Annotated in this window: 15 protein-coding genes and 1 rRNA gene; 1 reads left to right on the top strand and 15 read right to left on the bottom strand. The window is 56.4% G+C overall.

The genetic code is table 11. The annotated features are described in order from the left end of the window. Positions 1-236 precede the first annotated feature (236 nt). The 3 genes from C8P63_RS13500 to C8P63_RS13490 all read right to left on the bottom strand — a co-directional run bounded on the left by C8P63_RS13500 (position 237) and on the right by C8P63_RS13490 (position 4,033). Complete coding sequence (locus tag C8P63_RS13500) at positions 237-740, bottom strand: GNAT family N-acetyltransferase (RefSeq protein ID WP_245920917.1); 504 nt, start codon at positions 738-740, stop codon at positions 237-239. Between the two features lie 379 nt (positions 741-1,119). Then, on the bottom strand, positions 1,120-2,958 hold the full coding sequence (locus C8P63_RS13495) for an ATP-binding protein (protein WP_108025093.1): 1,839 nt from the start codon (positions 2,956-2,958) through the stop codon (positions 1,120-1,122). A 118-nt stretch (positions 2,959-3,076) separates the two neighbouring features. Next, a complete protein-coding gene (locus C8P63_RS13490) occupies positions 3,077-4,033 on the bottom strand; it encodes a DNA double-strand break repair nuclease NurA (RefSeq protein ID WP_170109656.1) in 957 nt (318 codons plus the stop codon). A 297-nt stretch (positions 4,034-4,330) separates the two neighbouring features. Between C8P63_RS13490 and C8P63_RS13485 the strand changes: the two genes are divergently transcribed. Then, positions 4,331-4,603, top strand: coding sequence for an AbrB/MazE/SpoVT family DNA-binding domain-containing protein (locus C8P63_RS13485; RefSeq protein WP_108025088.1), 273 nt, complete (start codon positions 4,331-4,333; stop codon positions 4,601-4,603). A gap of 127 nt (positions 4,604-4,730) precedes the next feature. Here C8P63_RS13485 and C8P63_RS13480 read toward each other — a convergent pair whose 3' ends face one another. The 12 genes from C8P63_RS13480 to rrf all read right to left on the bottom strand — a co-directional run. Continuing rightward, positions 4,731-5,717, bottom strand: a complete 987-nt coding sequence (locus C8P63_RS13480) for a DUF7916 family protein (RefSeq protein WP_108025086.1) — start codon at positions 5,715-5,717, stop codon at positions 4,731-4,733. Next, positions 5,717-7,201 (bottom strand): PTS transporter subunit EIIC, encoded by a 1,485-nt coding sequence (locus C8P63_RS13475; RefSeq protein ID WP_108025083.1) that lies wholly within the window; start codon positions 7,199-7,201, stop codon positions 5,717-5,719. The genes C8P63_RS13480 and C8P63_RS13475 overlap by 1 nt, the downstream gene beginning before the upstream one ends. A 382-nt stretch (positions 7,202-7,583) precedes the next feature. Next, positions 7,584-8,468 carry a 16S rRNA (cytidine(1402)-2'-O)-methyltransferase gene (gene rsmI, locus C8P63_RS13470; RefSeq protein ID WP_108025081.1) on the bottom strand — a complete coding sequence of 295 codons (885 nt, stop codon included), beginning with the start codon at positions 8,466-8,468 and terminating at the stop codon, positions 7,584-7,586. After that, complete coding sequence (locus C8P63_RS13465; RefSeq protein WP_108025079.1) at positions 8,465-8,728, bottom strand: GIY-YIG nuclease family protein; 264 nt, start codon at positions 8,726-8,728, stop codon at positions 8,465-8,467. The genes rsmI and C8P63_RS13465 overlap by 4 nt, the downstream gene beginning before the upstream one ends. Before the next feature lie 53 nt (positions 8,729-8,781). Further along, the gene (gene yabA, locus C8P63_RS13460; protein ID WP_108025077.1) at positions 8,782-9,129 is read right to left on the bottom strand and encodes a DNA replication initiation control protein YabA; all 348 of its coding nucleotides are present in this window, start codon (positions 9,127-9,129) and stop codon (positions 8,782-8,784) included. A 71-nt stretch (positions 9,130-9,200) separates the two neighbouring features. After that, a complete protein-coding gene (locus tag C8P63_RS13455; RefSeq protein WP_108025075.1) occupies positions 9,201-10,004 on the bottom strand; it encodes a PSP1 domain-containing protein in 804 nt (267 codons plus the stop codon). After that, positions 9,964-10,986: a DNA polymerase III subunit delta' gene (gene holB / locus C8P63_RS13450; RefSeq protein ID WP_108025073.1), complete on the bottom strand. Its 1,023-nt coding sequence runs from the start codon at positions 10,984-10,986 to the stop codon at positions 9,964-9,966. The genes C8P63_RS13455 and holB overlap by 41 nt, the downstream gene beginning before the upstream one ends. Before the next feature lie 20 nt (positions 10,987-11,006). Continuing rightward, the gene (locus tag C8P63_RS13445; protein ID WP_108025071.1) at positions 11,007-11,336 is read right to left on the bottom strand and encodes a cyclic-di-AMP receptor; all 330 of its coding nucleotides are present in this window, start codon (positions 11,334-11,336) and stop codon (positions 11,007-11,009) included. Next, positions 11,333-11,986 carry a dTMP kinase gene (gene tmk / locus C8P63_RS13440; protein ID WP_108025069.1) on the bottom strand — a complete coding sequence of 218 codons (654 nt, stop codon included), beginning with the start codon at positions 11,984-11,986 and terminating at the stop codon, positions 11,333-11,335. Before tmk ends, C8P63_RS13445 begins: the two co-directional genes overlap by 4 nt. A 28-nt stretch (positions 11,987-12,014) precedes the next feature. Continuing rightward, positions 12,015-13,439, bottom strand: a complete 1,425-nt coding sequence (locus tag C8P63_RS13435; RefSeq protein ID WP_108025067.1) for an aminotransferase class I/II-fold pyridoxal phosphate-dependent enzyme — start codon at positions 13,437-13,439, stop codon at positions 12,015-12,017. Between the two features lie 35 nt (positions 13,440-13,474). Then, positions 13,475-13,681, bottom strand: a complete 207-nt coding sequence (locus C8P63_RS13430) for a sigma factor G inhibitor Gin (RefSeq protein ID WP_108025065.1) — start codon at positions 13,679-13,681, stop codon at positions 13,475-13,477. Between the two features lie 404 nt (positions 13,682-14,085). After that, positions 14,086-14,177, bottom strand: a 5S ribosomal RNA gene (gene rrf / locus C8P63_RS13425); the annotation flags it as partial.

Raw genomic sequence — 14,177 nt, 5'->3', positions numbered from 1 at the left:
AGTCAGTGATCACACTGTCCCGATAACGCCGGGTACGCCCTCCCTTACGCACTCCTTAAGAGCTTCGGGGCGGGTTCTCGGGGGCCATGTTCATCCTTTGCACCCATACCGGCTTTCAGCTGCCCCGGCTCTCTGTCATGGGTGCGCCGGACTACTCTTCCCCGTCGCCGAATTTGTTCGTTCGTCCGTTAAAATTGGTTTTTCTCACCAACTATTATAGACAAAAGAAGGCCGGCTTACAACCGCCCGGTGCAAACGCTGCACTGCCCCGCCGGTTCCCAGTCGATTTGCATCCGGGGCAGTATCCGGCCCGGGATCGATTCCGATGGGGCCTCTCCCGTCCGGCGACCGCCCATGCGGCGATAGAATTCCTCCGCATGCGGGTCCGCATCCCAGATCATCGCGGTACACTCCGCTTCCGGGGTCAGGGTGGTCGCCCGCTCCCACAGGCGGCGGCCCCAGCCGCAGCCGTGAAAAGACGGATCGACGTAAAGGGAGACAAGGCGCATGACGCCTTTTCCCTCCGGAGTCAATTCGATGAAACCGACGACCCGGCCCCCCTCCTCCGCCACTTCCAACCGACGCCGCATTCGGTCTCGCGTCAGGGTCAACTCCTCCCGGCAGGCTGCCATAAACGCCGGATCGTAGCCCCAGTGAGCTTTGGAACGGAGGGCCAGCTCCGTCAGCACTTCTGCCTCCCCCTCACGGGCCGGCCGAATTCGCCCCTGTTTTTCTTCCACCAACCCTTTCCCATCCTTTCTCCACGGTGTTGATGAACGCTGGCGGATCGTGTTTTACCACATTCCTTTTGCCATCCGGCACAAGTCTCGCCGGGATCGCTGCGCTCCCCGGTCTCGCTATGCACTCACAGAGCACAAGTCTCGCCGGGATCGCTGCGCTCCCCGGTCTCGCTATGCTGTCCTGCAGGGATGGATGCACTTTCGCTCCGACGCCGGGCAGGACAGCGAAGTCGCTTTTCTCGAAACGAACATGAAATCACAACGCTTCCAAGCGCCCTCCCGAAAAACTTCCCGCTGAGCAGGATGGCAAAGGTGGGTCAGGCCAAACACGAATCCCCCCCAACACCAGTTACGGAATAAACGACCGTCCTGCTGTCTCTCACTTGACATCGTAGCGGGTGACGAATGGGGATTCCTTCCGGATGATCTTTCCTTCCGCCGACCAGTCGTCCAATTCCCGTTTCAGACGCTCGACGTCCCAATCCAAGCCGCATTCCCGATTGACGTGGCCGACGGCATCCAGCAGATCCGTGTCAAAGAGGGGCAGATGGTCCCGGATGACGTGGAGCACCCGTTCGTCCCGCTCTGCCCGGACCGCTTTCAGTTCATCAAAGGGGTTGGCCACATGGGGGCTGTCGGTGTGGGAAGCCCGAATCCGGACAAACACGGTGCGGCCGAAGATTGCCGAGGAGACGAAGGTGTCGCCCGAGCGGAGATAGGGAAGACGCTTTCCTTCTTCCGCCGTCAAATCCGTTTCTTCCCGGAGAGTGGCGATGTCCGTCCCTCTCACCGTCCGAAAGACGAATTTGGTGTTCAACTGGGCGGTGATGGTTTCGTCCAGAAGGGTGGGGCGCTGGGTGGCCAGGATCAGGAAAGCCCCGTATTTCCTTCCTTCCTGGGCGATTTCCTTCAGGATCATCTTGGGCGGGGAATCCACTCCTTTGGGAGCGAAATGGTGGGCCTCGTCGGTGACCGTGATGAAGGGAGGGAAAAACGTCCCTTCCTCCCCGTTCATGCGTGCGTCCTTGTAGTCCCTCCGCTTCCGGTAAAGAGCGCCGATGACATAGGTGGAAAAGACCTGAAGAATCCAGGATGCTCCCTGCACCACCACCAAGCGTCCCCGTTCCAGGCCCTCTTCGATCGGACGGATATCCTGTTGAAATAACCCCGCTTTTTCCAACCGGTTCAACCGCCACTGGACTCCTTTCACCGAAGCGAGGGGGAGGCTGCCGTATTGCTGATGCAAGTCGAGAAGATCCTTTACCCGTTGCACATCCGTGGGCGTCAGATCCTCTTCCCTCAGACGACGTTTCAAACCTTGGGCGCCCTCTTCAATCGCCTGGGCCACATTGCCCAACCTGTCACTGAAAGAGTGGAGGGAATCCCGCCGACGGTGAAGGGTTTGAACCACATTCACCATCGATTCCGACAGACTTCCCCCGGCAGCTCCGATCAGACTGACCACATCCCGCGTGGACAGATCGGAAAAGCGGATGCCCACTTCCTTTCCCACCTGCACTGACAGCCAGCGTCCCTCGAAGGAAGGGACTTCCTCCCCGGTTTCCGAAGTCCGCCTTCCAAACTGCATCTCAAAATGGGGATCAAAGACCAACGTCGGGATGGAGAGCTTCATGATTTCTTCCAGGATCACCCGGAGGCCGAAGGATTTTCCCGAACCGGAACCTCCGAAAATGCCGATGTGGGGATACTGTTGCATCGACTGGATGTCAAACAGAAAGGGAACCCCCCTCTGCGGCAAAATTTCCCCGTCTTCCAACAAGTGTACCCGGTCGCGAAGATCCTCGTCCAAGGTATCGGCGAGGGATTCGGTTCCCCGGATTTCCCCCAGTACCAACCCTTCATCGGGTCCGGTTTTCACCAACAGACGGCGCACTTCTTCAAATCGGGGAGCCCTGACTCCGCAACCGGTCCGCACCGGATGGGGCGCCTCGGAAAACAACCGGAGCTTGGCCAGATTGACCTCGTCGGAGCCGATATCATAACCGATTTGCTCCAGGGACCGGATCACCTCTGAATCCACGATGGATTTATCCAGCCCCATGGGAATCAAACGGTTGTAGGAGAGGGTCTCCACCACTTCCCCCTTGGGGTGGCCCAGCTCGGCATCTTCGATGACCAGAATTTCGTTGATGCGGAATTTGCGGTCTTTGGAAGCCACATAGATTTCCTGCTGCGTAGTGACACCCACCACTTGCATAAAGAACTTCCTCCTCCCCTGTTCGGATCTGCCAGAAGTATTGTGAAAAAGTGAGCGACGGCACTGTTTCGGGTCAGCGTTCCCCTTTTCTCAAAACGAACATGAAATCACAACACTTTTAGAGAATCCGGTCACTCCGTTTGGGAACCAACAACCGGTGACGCAGGTCCGGGTCAATGTGCTGTTCCACCATGGCCTCCACCAGGGAATCGGTTACCCGGACTTCCCGGTCGACGATATCCAACCACAGCGGGATTCCCCGGCCCTGCAGAGGGGTCAGGGTGTAAACCAGGCGGATCAGGTCATCGGCGGCCCCGGACTGGCTGAGCAACCCATCGATTCCCACCGGCTGCGGATTCCGGGACGGGGAAAGGACTGCTTTCCACAAACCGGTGCCGGAGGGATTCATTTCTTCGGAAGTGTACACCTCCCCCGGTTTCATCACCCCGAACAGCACATCCCGGTCCGAATAATGGCCCCGATCGGGAAACAGGATCCGGGCAAGGGTTTGAGTCCCGATCTCCTCGGACACTCCCACGAGCAAAACCTCCGCTTGTTCCGCTTCCAACACCAACTCTTCCCAGGATTCGGCATGGTCGATCCGGAAATGCAGCAATGACCCGTCCATCATCACCACTCGGGGCCTCCAACGACGGATGGATTCCAGCGCCACCCGGATCTCCAGGCCGGCCAAAAGACGCCCCCGGTGCTTGGCTTCCCGGGCCAAGAGTCCTTCCCCGGAATCTTCTTCCCCTTCCAACAGAGGAGTGTAGAGGTCGGCCGCCCACTCTTCCTCTCCTCCCGTTCCCTTGGCCAGAGCCTGAAAGACCGACAGGGTATGGGGATGGGACCCCGGCGTGGAATTGACGGATCCATCCACCCCCACCAGAGTCCGACCGTCCAACCACGTTTTCATCTCCTCCCCCTTCCACTTGTTCCATTGTTCAAACCGGCCGACCGATTGCAACCGTTTCCGGATCCCGTCCCGATTAAACACTTCACCGGGATAGGCTCGCCGCAAATCCCGGTTGGTCTCCTTCAGCTTCCGTTTCAACTCTTCGGATACGGGAAGCAAGTCCACTCCCCCCTTGGAACTTCCATTGATGTCGAAACCACTCATTCCCAGTGTATCGAAAAAAAACCGGATGCGGCACCCCTTTGTCCCTCCCGGCACCGCAACCGGCGCGAAAGGTCTTTGAAACGCGGGAAATTCCCTTCAATCTAAAAAAATTTTCTATATAATTTGGAGTCTGTTATATTGACTGTTATGGGAATCGCTGGTATGATGTTGATGAATCGTCGCTGTCGAATTTTGACGCTTCGAGACCAAGACCAGAGAAAAAAGACCAAAAAGTGAGAGGAGACATTCACAATGCTCAAATCTACCGGAATTGTGCGTAAAGTCGATGAGCTCGGCCGGGTGGTCATCCCGATCGAACTCCGCCGCACTCTTGGAATCGGGGAAAAGGACGCCCTTGAAATTTATGTCGACGGAGAGCGAATTGTGTTGAAAAAATATGAACCGGCTTGTATTTTTACCGGAGAAGTGGATGAAACCGTCCGTTATAAAAACAAAGTTGTCAGCAAAAAGTGCATCCAGGAAATGTACGAACTCCTGGAGCAAGAAGAAAAAGTGAAAGCCTGACACGCGCGAATATGAGAAGGCGTGACGGAAAACACATAAAACACTGAAACGTTTCCTTCATCCCTTGCGTTCTCATCTTTCAAAAAGGACCTTCCAGTGAAGGTCCTTTTTGAATTTCTTTCAATTTTTACCGTTTCTTAAGAAGGGATTGGGCCATTCTTCGATACGTATGGCGTTTTCCCCGCAATGCGACCGAATAGGCCAAGATATTCTCGGGTGGAGCCATGCCGGAAAATCCCGCATCTCCGATGTGAAACAGATCGCCTCCGGCAGCTTTCCCCTCCAGTGCCAACCGTTCCAAAAGCGATGAGTCGGCGCTTTCCTGGGAAGTGCCGATGGTGAGAAGGGCCATCATCCCGAAGCGATGGGCTTGATTCACCCATTTCCGGACCGTCTCCCGGTCCGCCCCCGGAACCGTACCCGGTTGCGGCAACAGGAGAACATCTGTCCCTGCAGCGGCGAGTCTCTCCAGCTCTTCTTCCCCCAACCAAGGCCCGCGGTTTTCCCAGCTTCCCGCTCCGTGCATTTTTCCCGCCATCAGGGGAAATTCGGATCCCAATTCCTTGCGGAAGACCCGCACTTGTTCAGAGATGGTGGACCAGGTTACCCCGGTGCCGGGGTTCCCCGTCAAGACGAGAAAGGCGGCCCCCTGCTCCACCGCTTTGATTGCATTGGAGACAGTGGCCTTGCGGCCCGGAGCCAAAGAGGTTAAGGGAGCCTCCTCCGGCACGGGTTCCAGATTGATCCCCACCGGACGACCGGTCATCCGCCGGACATCCCCGGCGGTCACCCCCCATCCCAACACGCCCTCTGCACCCGAAAGACCATATCGCGCGAGGGTTTCCGAATCCGGGCCGCTCCCCCCGCTGGAGGGAAACCCTCCGATCCGGGGGGCCTCCACGTCATACAAATTCAACAGGAGCAGATCGGCACCAAAGGCGGCTGCCAGTTCCGGGTTGCTGCAACCATCCACCAACGGCGGAACGCTCACCACCGTTTCCGCCATCACCGTCCGCCCTTCGGCCGCCTTCACGGAAGCCAGCAACTCCCTGCCGGACAACCGGGAAAGCTCGGAGGGAGAAAGGTCCAGAAGTCGTCGGGTTTTCTTCTCCATCAGGCGGATTCCCTTCCGATCAGGCGCAGGATCCGGTCTCTCAAAAGTTCTGACTGGGTTCCGAACACGGCCTGGTAATACCGGGGCCCGACCCGGATCACACCGGCAGCGCCCAGTTTTTTCAACAGCGGCTTATCCAGCTTTTCCTCGTCCTTCAAGGTGATCCGCAACCGGGTGATACAGGCATCCAGCTCCTCGATATTTTCCTCTCCGCCGATCGCTTTCAGCACTTCATGGGCCAACCGGTCCAGTTCATCGGGGTTCTTTCCCCCGTTCGCAACCCCCCCGGTCTCTGTGGAATCCGTTTCTTCGATCCGACCCGGTGTGGGAAGGTTAAATTTTCGGATGGCAAAACGGAACACCCCGTAATAGATCACACCGTACCCCAGGCCCACGGGAATAATCCACCAGGCATTTGTGGAAAGGTGGAAATTGACGAGGTAATCGATCAACCCGGCGGAGAACCCAAAACCATGTTTTACGTCGAGGAGATACGTCAGCGCCATGGACGTCCCCGTCAGCACCGCGTGAATAAGGTAGAGGGCGGGTGCCAGGAACATAAACGAAAATTCGATCGGTTCGGTGATCCCGGTCATAAAGGAGGTGAGCACCGCACTTCCCAGAACCCCCGCCACCATGGGTCGTTGCGAAGGCTTGGCCTCGTGAACCATCGCCAGACAGGCGGCCGGAAGGGCAAACATCATGATCGGGAAGAAACCGGCCATGAAGATACCGGCACTGGGGTCCCCGGCCAGAAAGCGGGAGAGGTCCCCCGTCACCACTTCCCCTTCGGGTGTTTGAAATTTGCCCAACTGGAACCAGGCCACCGAATTGAAGATATGGTGAAGGCCCAAGGGAATCAACAACCGGTTCAACATCCCGAATCCGAACAAACCGGCGGCGCCGGCTCCGATCACTCCGTTGCCCGCCGTTTCAATCCACCCTTCGACAGTGGGCCAGATGAAGTAAAACAGGATCCCGACAAAAAACATGACGAAAGAAGTGATGATCGGAACAAAGCGTTTCCCCCCAAAAAACTGAAGCCACTCGGGGAACCGGACATCGTGGTATTTCCGGTAAAGCCAAGCCGTGACGAGACCGGTGATGATTCCTCCCAATACGCCCGTCTGATCCAGTTTCACCTGCCATTCCCCATTATCCGGCTTGGGCGCGTCCATCCCCACGATGGAGTTGAGCACCAGATAACCGGCCACCGCCGCCAATCCCGCCGCCCCGGAACTGCCGCTTAAGCCCACCGCCACACCGACGGCGAACAGGATCGGCAAGAAACCCAGGATCCCGTTGCCGCCGGTGATCATGGTGTCGCCCACGTGGTTCAGCCACGATCCTTCCATGGACATCTTGACCGCCACCGTGTTGACCAGCACCCCCAGCGACATCAGAATCGCCGCCGCCGGCAAGACCGCAACCGGTAACATCAACGCTTTACCGACCTGCTGCAACTTTCCGAATAACGCTTTCATCCTTGGTGTACACCTCCAAAAAATAAAATCAGTACATGATATGTAGGCTGTCCCTCGAATAGGCGCACCGGCCCCCTTGAATTTCCGGTCCGCATGAGCAACACCCATTATAGTTAGAGTTCGCTCCATCGGACCTGATTCCTTTTTTCCGGGATCTTCCTTGCGAACAGGCCAAGGGATGTACAAAAAAGGACTCCCTCGGAGGAGTCCTGCGTTCAGTCGGATAACATCCAGAAGGATTGTGAAAAAGTGAGCGGGGCATTTACCCGAAGCCGCTCCGGTTGTACTCACAGAGCACAAGTCCCGCCGGGCAGGACAGCAAAGTCGCTGTTTTGGGTAACGCTTCTCGTTTTCCCGAAACGAACATGAAATCACAACGCTTCTAGGTCCTGCGATCGCGATGGTACTCGTTGTAAACTTCGCGCTTCGGAACCGATCGTTCCCCGGCGACCGCTTTGACAGCTTCTTTTTTGCTTTTTCCCCGCCGGATGTGCCAATCCACATGTTCCTGAATGGTCAGGGCCCGCCACCAGGACGCGGGGCGATCTTCTTTCCCGGTTTGTTCCAAAAGCGCCTTTTCCACGACCACCGTGAACTCGCCCCGGGGTTTCTCCTCTTCCAATCGGTGGATACATTCGGTCACGGTTCCGCGCAACCATTCCTCATGCTTTTTCGTCAGTTCCCGGGCAACCGCCGCCCGACGGTCCCCCAACACCCGGGCCACATCCTTCAGCATGGCGAGGATCCGGTGAGGGGCTTCATAGAAGATCAGGGTGGCGGGCGTTTCTTTCCATCGTGTCAGTTCCGCCGTGCGATCTCTGGAATTTCGCGGGAGAAAACCGATGAACAAAAAAGGCTGCGGAGAAAGCCCCGAAGCGACGACGGCGCTTAAGGCGGCACTGGGTCCGGGAACAGGGATCACAGGGATATCCTGCTCCACCGCTTCCCGGATCAGTTCTTCTCCCGGATCGGAGATCCCGGGCATCCCCGCATCGCTGACCATGGCAATCCGTTCCCCCCGCAGCAGACGCTCCATCAACCCGGACAACCGGGAGAAACGGTTATGTTCATGGTAACTGATCGTGGGTACTGATAAGCCGAGATGGGAGAGAAGCTTTCGGGTGTGCCGCGTATCCTCGCAGGCCACCACATTCACCCCAGCCAGGACTTCACGGGCACGGTCGGACAGATCGGAGAGATTGCCGATGGGTGTGCCCACGACATACAGCACCCCGCCCTCGTTTTCAAAACTTTTCTGCCTTCTCATCCGCCTTCCCCCTTCCGGATCAATCGTACCTTCTCTGACCGGTCCATTTTTTTGATTTCCCGTTCTCTGGAGAGTGCCCGGGACCGGCTCAGCCCCCTCTCCACCCACCGGAGGGTCAGCGGACCCCGTCCCCGGGTGTACTTCGCTCCCGACCCCCTTCTGTGTTGTTTCAACCGTTTCTCCAGGTTGTTGGTAATCCCGGTATAAAGTGTTCCGTCTCCGCATTCCAGTATGTATAAGACATACTCGTTCTTCGGCATGATCGCCTCCAGAGGTTATCGAAAGTCAGAAAAGTGCCGGGATCACCGGCACTTCACTTTTCTTCCTGGGATGTTTTGTTCAGAAAGGAGAGGCAAAACAGGCAGTCTCCGTTCCCCCGCATATTGCCGTAATGAACGTTGCAGATATGGAAGCCCTCACTGTAAAGCCGGGCCAGATTGTCGTGCCCTTCGCCGGCCGTTTCCGGAGGATCGGTCGGAATCTCTTCGCGGGATTTCTGCTTTTCCAGCTGTTCCCTCAGGGCTTCGTTCTCCAGTACCAACCGTGTGTTTTCCTCCAACATCTGCACGATTTGCTCCTTCAAACCGCCCAGTTCCTTATAAAGTTCCCCGATTTGGTCTTCGATCTGGGTCATCCGGGATAAAATGGCCTGTTTGTCCAAGCCCCCCACCTCAAATCACCCGCTGTCTGTTCAGGATCACCCAGTGAAACGGCGCTGCATCGGCAAGCCGTTCATCCCTGGGCCTTAACGGCTTCCGCCGGATGTTCCACTGTCCGGCCCGAATCGGACAGTTCCACCTGCACCCGACGTTCCAGAAGGTTGAGCACCACCACACGACCGTCCCCTTCCGGGGTGATGACCCGGGTGCCGACATCGGGCATCTTTTTCTTGGCATCCACGTAGGTGTCATTTTCGTATTTCAAACAACACATCAACCGGCCGCAAAGCCCGGAAATCTTGGCCGGATTGAGGGAGAGATTCTGGTCCTTCGCCATCTTGATGGAAACCGGCTCAAAATCGCCGAGAAAGGAAGAACAACAAAGAACCTGTCCACAGGGCCCGATCCCCCCGAGCATCTTGGCCTCATCCCGAACCCCGATCTGCCGGAGCTCGATGCGGGTGCGGAAAACCGATGCCAAGTCCCGCACCAGCTCCCGAAAATCCACCCGGCCGTCAGCAGTGAAGTAAAAGATGATCTTATTCCGGTCAAACGTGTACTCCGCGTCCACCAGCTTCATTTCCAGCCCGTGGTTCCGGATTTTTTCCTCACAGATGGACAACGCCTCCCGGGCAGCCCGTTGATTCTTCTCCACCTGTTTGACATCCTCGTCTGTGGCCACCCGGATCACTTTTTTCAGGGGAAGAACCACTTCCTCCTCGGTCACATGGCGAGTTCCAGTGACCACCCTGCCGAATTCCACTCCCCGGACGGTTTCCACGATAACGGAATCATTTTTCCTGATTTCCCACTTCCCGGGGTCAAAATAATATATTTTACCCGCTTGCCTGAAACGGACTCCTACGACTGACAGCATGATCAAGTCCCCCTTGCATGGACAGCACCATTCTTTCCAGGACAGCCTGGGATTGAACGGGACCGGTCAACGCCTTCCGCGCATGGATGACCGCGTCCATGGCATTTAACAGGGCGGGCAGAGTCCACTTGGACGCCTGCCGCCGAAGATCTTCACTCCATCCGGAAAACACCGGCTCCTCGTGATTCCCGGCCCGATGTTTCAACAGATCCCGAAGCCACAGAAGGGACAGGTCCAGCAAAAGCTCCATCTCTTCCAATCCAGGATCCGTCGAAAGCCAGGTTTGGATTTCAACCAAGGCATCCGATTTTCCGGAGGCGATCTCCTCATTCCATTTTATCACTCGCTCACAAAAGGGGGCAAACCCGTCCTGATCGGCCAGCTCCCGGGCCCTGGTCACGCCGGAAGCCAGATGGGAGAGAATTCGGGCCCGATCGGGCGGGACGCCTTGTTCTGTCAGTATCTCTTCGATCCGGTGGGGAGAAAGGGGGTGAAAACGGATTAACTGGCAACGGGACAGGATGGTGGGCAGGAGGGCATGGAGGTTCTCGGTCAGAAGGATCGCGACAATGCGGGCCGTGGGCTCCTCCAGGAATTTGAGGAGGCTGTTGGCAGCAGGCAGGGTGAATGCCTCCGCCTGACGCAGGATCACCACAGGCATGGACTCCTCCGACGGACTGTAAGAGAATTTTCGTTGCAGTTCCCGCATCTGGCCGATTTTGATGGTTTGTCCGTCGGGTTCCACCAGGGTCACGTCCGGGTGGTTTCCATGATCAATCCGACGGCAGCTCCGGCACCGATCGCAGGGTTCATCCGAAGAATGAAGACAATTGAGTGCTTTGGCAAACTCAAGAGCGGTCTTTTCCTTCCCCGTCCCTTTACGTCCCGCAAAGCAGTAGGCGTGGGCCACCCGTTGATTCCTCAGGGCGTTTTTCAACAGACGAACCACCCGTTCTTGTCCGGTCACTTTATCAAAAGACATTTTCCATCCCTCTTCCCGCTTCAGAACTGCTCAAACCGGTCGATGGGCAGGATGAAAACCGTGGCTCCCCCCACCTCCACCTCCACCGGATAGGGAACATAGGAATCCGTGTTGCCGCCCATGGAAGACATCGGTGCCATCATCTGTTTTCTGGACCGGCAATTGTCACGGATGAGTTTACATACCCCGTCCACCCGGTCATCCTCGATCCCGATCATAAAGGTCGTGTTGCCGGACTTCAGAAATCCCCCCGTGCTGGCGAGCTTGGTCGCCCGGACATTATGTTTTACCAACGCATCGGAGAGGCGGCTGCTGTCCTTGTCTTGGACTACCGCGATCACCAATTTCATCCCTTGTGATCCTCCCGTCCCCTGGATTTGAAAATGTGGTTTTCCAAATCCCGGATGATGTAATCCGACACCTCGTCGGGGGAAAGAGCGGCATTGACAAGACAGAACCGTTCCGGCTCTTCCTCCGCCAGACGGATAAAACCTTCACGGACCTTTCGGTGAAATTCCTTTCCCTTCAGTTCCATGCGATCCTTTCTGCGGTCGCGGCCTTTTAACCGTTTGTCCCCTTCTTCCGGCGAAAGGTCCAACAAATACGTCCGGTCGGGCATCAGACCTCCCGTGGCCATCCGGTTCACTTCGACCACTTCGTTTCTTTTGGCATTTCCTCCGAAAGCCTGATACACGATACTGGAATCCACATACCGGTCACAAAGGACCGTTTTCGCCTCGTTCAGGGAAGGACGGATGACCTCCTCGACCAGTTGGGCTCTGGAAGCGGCATACAACAAGACCTCGGTGGAAAGGGCCATCTCCGATACCCGCGGATCGAGGAGAATCTCACGGATCCGGTCCCCCACCGCCGTTCCTCCCGGTTCCCGCGTTAGAACGACAGGAATTCCCCGCCTCAAAAGATAATCTCTCAGACGGGCGATCTGAGTGGATTTTCCCGCCCCTTCCGGTCCTTCCAGTGTGATAAACCAACCTTTCACAGAAGTTCCTCCAAGCTTGATTTGTGACTTATTTTATCACGTAGACCCCAACCGGGAAACCGGAAGCCAGTCCCCTCACCCGCCCTCCCTGACGGATGAGGCGGGCAATTTCTTCCGTCTGCTCACGACGTACCCTTTCACCGGGAAGCAACAGAGGAACACCCGGGGGATAAGATACCACGGTTCGGGCGGCCAACCTTCCGCCGGCTTTTTGAAGGGGCACCGTCTCCACTTCCGCAGTCCGGAGTTGCTCATAGGATACCTCACTCTCCCGCATCACGGGAATGTCCGGAGATGGAAAGGGCGGACATTCCTCCATCCCGGGAATTTCATCATCCAGCCCTTCGAGCCACTCCATCAATCGGTCCACTTCTTCCCATTCCGTACCCGGGGAGAAGACAGCCAGCACTTTTTCGTGATCCGCCATTTCCAGATACATCTTCCGATCTTCCAGCCACCGAAGGAGTCGGTACCCCGTTACCGGCCGATGTGCTCCGATACACACCTTAAGGGGATCACTTTCCGGGAACCGGTATTCCACCAAGTGGACCAATCGGGAGATCTGTTCCCGAAAAAGACGGATTCTCTTCAGAACCCGCCCCAACTCTTCCTCCCCCCGGGTCACCATAAACCTTCTGGCCAAATCCAGGGAAGCCATCAAAGGATAGGAAGGACTGCTCGATTGAATTATTTTCAACCCATGCCGGATCCGTTCAGGATCCAATCGGTGGCCGCGAAGATGCAGCATGGAAGACATGGTCATGGCGGGCAGCATTTTATGCGTTGACTGCACCACCCCGTCCGCACCTTGTGACAGCGCCGGGGCGGGAAGATCGGGGTGAAAGCCGAAGTGGGCTCCATGGGCTTCATCCACCAGCAGAGGCACCCCGTGCCGATGGCAGACCGCTGCCAGTTCGGACAGGGGTTGCGTCCGGCCGAAATAATCCGGACTGGTGACAACAACCCCTTTTACATCGGCATAAACGTCAAGCGCCCGATCCAGGTCCCCGGGTTCCAAGCTTCCCCCCAGCGGTCCGGCCCCCCGTCCCTTGATAAAAACGGGTCGTACACCCGCCAACATACATCCGTGAAAGACCGATTGATGGGAACTGCGGTGAACAAGCAACCGTTCTCCCGGACGACAACTGCCCAGAATCATGGCCAAATTGCCGGCGGTACTGCCGCCCACCAAGAAAAACGTCCGATCGGCGCCGAAAGCTTCCGCTGCCAATTCCTGCGCTTCACGAATCACTCCTTCAGCTTGATGAAGATCATCCAGATCGCCGATCTCGGTGAGATCGAGAGTCAAAAGCTCCCTGTAGAGCACCCGGGCTTCCGCGTCAAATGCGCGTCCCTGTTTGTGACCCGGCACATGGAAGTTTCCCCTGGATTTCTCCCGGTGCCGCATCAGAGCATCATAAAGAGGCGCCTTTTGCTGGGTTTTTGGTTCCATTTCCTCCCCCTCCACAAAAAGAGACGAGGACTCTCTTAAAGTCCTCGTTCCGCCCGGTTTTCTCCGCCCGTCCAAAGATGTTTCAGACGCGTCACAAAGTACGGGTATTTTTGATCCTCTACATCGGTTTTCACAATTTCTTTTTCACACGACTCGCAGATAAACTCATCCAGGATCTCGATGCCCTGTTCACGCCATTGGTTACAAACGATACAGCGGATCCGATCATCCTTCTTCTGCAAGATCGACCCACCTTTTGCAAGTTTTTCATCCCATTCTTCCCCGGTTCATCTTGTTTATACCCATCTGTTCTTTTTTCGCCTCTGTATGTACGCCTCCAGTATAACACGGGAAACGCATGGGAAGAACAATTACCGATCGGTTCTGCCCTTCTCTCCCCTGCAGAGACAATCAACCATGAAGAAAGGCGGGTACTCAGATGATAGCCAAGACAATGGCCGAATGGCTGTTAATCGGTTATGTTCCCGTCCTGGCGCTGATCAAGGGGATAATTTATTATATTCACACCCCTCGTCTATGAAAACAGTGTTTAACCTTTTAAAAAACCTCGGGTAAGGAAAGGTTTTTTTTACGGCCGGAAAAACGAAAGACCCCCGCTCCCTGAAAGGAACGGGGGTCTTGATCTGCCTGGCAACGTCCTACTCTCCCGGGGGCTCCCGCCCCAAGTACCATCGGCGCTGGAGGGCTTAACTTCCGTGTTCGGGATGGGAACGGGTG

The sequence above is a fragment of the Melghirimyces profundicolus genome, from assembly GCF_003054245.1.
Lineage (GTDB): Bacteria > Bacillota > Bacilli > Thermoactinomycetales > DSM-45169 > Melghirimyces > Melghirimyces profundicolus.
The sequence above is the reverse complement of the archived record's forward strand: the minus strand, read 5'-3'. Positions and strand labels throughout refer to the sequence as shown.

What these genes read in the sequence shown, in the direction of transcription:
- C8P63_RS13465 (WP_108025079.1), bottom strand. Translation starts at nt 8,728, where the DNA reads ATGCCGAAGAACGAGTATGTCTTATACATACTGGAATGCGGAGACGGA.
- holB (WP_108025073.1), bottom strand. Translation starts at nt 10,986, where the DNA reads ATGTCTTTTGATAAAGTGACCGGACAAGAACGGGTGGTTCGTCTGTTG.
- C8P63_RS13455 (WP_108025075.1), bottom strand. Translation starts at nt 10,004, where the DNA reads ATGCTGTCAGTCGTAGGAGTCCGTTTCAGGCAAGCGGGTAAAATATAT.
- C8P63_RS13495 (WP_108025093.1), bottom strand. Translation starts at nt 2,958, where the DNA reads ATGCAAGTGGTGGGTGTCACTACGCAGCAGGAAATCTATGTGGCTTCC.
- C8P63_RS13485 (WP_108025088.1), top strand. Translation starts at nt 4,331, where the DNA reads ATGCTCAAATCTACCGGAATTGTGCGTAAAGTCGATGAGCTCGGCCGG.
- rsmI (WP_108025081.1), bottom strand. Translation starts at nt 8,468, where the DNA reads ATGAGAAGGCAGAAAAGTTTTGAAAACGAGGGCGGGGTGCTGTATGTC.
- C8P63_RS13435 (WP_108025067.1), bottom strand. Translation starts at nt 13,439, where the DNA reads ATGGAACCAAAAACCCAGCAAAAGGCGCCTCTTTATGATGCTCTGATG.
- C8P63_RS13445 (WP_108025071.1), bottom strand. Translation starts at nt 11,336, where the DNA reads ATGAAATTGGTGATCGCGGTAGTCCAAGACAAGGACAGCAGCCGCCTC.
- C8P63_RS13475 (WP_108025083.1), bottom strand. Translation starts at nt 7,201, where the DNA reads ATGAAAGCGTTATTCGGAAAGTTGCAGCAGGTCGGTAAAGCGTTGATG.
- C8P63_RS13480 (WP_108025086.1), bottom strand. Translation starts at nt 5,717, where the DNA reads ATGGAGAAGAAAACCCGACGACTTCTGGACCTTTCTCCCTCCGAGCTT.